We start from the raw sequence: 1221 nt of genomic DNA, 5'->3' as shown, positions 1-1221 counted from the left end.
CACTTAACGCAACAGGCCGTCACACCACGCGACCTTCGCGCAGCCCTGGTCCCTTCCCGCCCGATCCCCGGGAACACTACCCCCACCCGGAAACGGCATCGGCCACGGCATTGTCGGCCGGCCACGGCATTGTCGGGTTGCTGATCCCGGCTGCACCGCGCCGCCTTCAGCGTCACCAGGAGAAGGCTTCGGCCGGACCTGTGTACCGGGCAGGGGTGTCATTACCCGGCACCTGTCTCCCCGCCCCGCAGGCTTCCGTCGGCGATTCCGAGATGACCGAGCCGGACGATGGTCCCGGCCAGTTCCACCGCGTTGCGCAGCGACTTCTCGACCATCGTGAGGCGCTGGAAGTCGAGCCCCCGGGAACGCTGTTCGGCCAGCGGGAGAACCGGTATCCGGACCCGCCGCGGGTCGGCGCGCGGCGACGATCCACCCGAGCGGCAGGCGGCCCGGGCATCCGCGCCACCACCGGATCGCCCGTGCGCCCGATGGCCGGCCGCCCGCAGGATCCCGGCCAGGAAGTACGGATCGAGCCGGTCGGGATCGCCCCGCAGGAGCACCACCCGCGGCCCGAGAACGACGCCCGCGTCCTCGACGACTCGGGCCGTGGTCTCCCCCGACGCCGTCACACAGACAACGTCGCCGGGCCGGAGAACGAGCATTCCGGCCAGTTCCTCCGTCCGGCTCGACGGGCCCCGCCCATGCCGGACATCGCCCGCAGTGAGCAACGGCAGGTCACCGACCCCGGCCCTGGTCTGCAACGGGGCCATCAGGATCGTCAACGATCCGGCTTTTGCCAACTCACCGATCGTGACGCTCGACGTGACGCCCAACGAAGCCGGCCGGTCCGCCGGTCCGGATCCCCTCGGTGGGGTCAGGAGGGGAACCGCCGAGGACAACGAGGCCACCGTCGCCAGGAAATTCTCCCAGACAGCGGGGAATTCACCGACCGCGGGAAACTCACCGACAGCGGTTCTTTCCGGAGGATGGTCGATGTAGCGTCGCGGGCTCACGTCGACCTCGTCGTCGAGGAGGTCCGCAACGCACATCCGCCGGAATCCCGCCGGCAGATCGGCGTCGTCGGCCACCTGGTCCGCCTGGGCGGCGGTGTCGCCGCCGAACCCGCCAGCGGCGACGAACAACGCCCAGGCCGCTTCGACGACGGCGATCTCATCGCACGCCAGGCCCAGCAGCACCTGAGCGGGCGTCGCCCCGGCCCCG

The 1221-nt window shown here is 70.9% G+C and carries 1 pseudogene; it reads right to left on the bottom strand.

Going from position 1 to position 1221, the window contains the following annotated elements:
* Window positions 1-221 precede the first annotated feature (221 nt).
* Window positions 222-1221 (bottom strand): annotated as a pseudogene (locus tag AC08ON_RS15090) (N-6 DNA methylase); the annotation flags it as partial.

The sequence above is a fragment of the Frankia sp. CoWAU3 genome (genome assembly GCF_977971855.1).
This window is presented reverse-complemented; position numbering and strand designations above follow the sequence as displayed.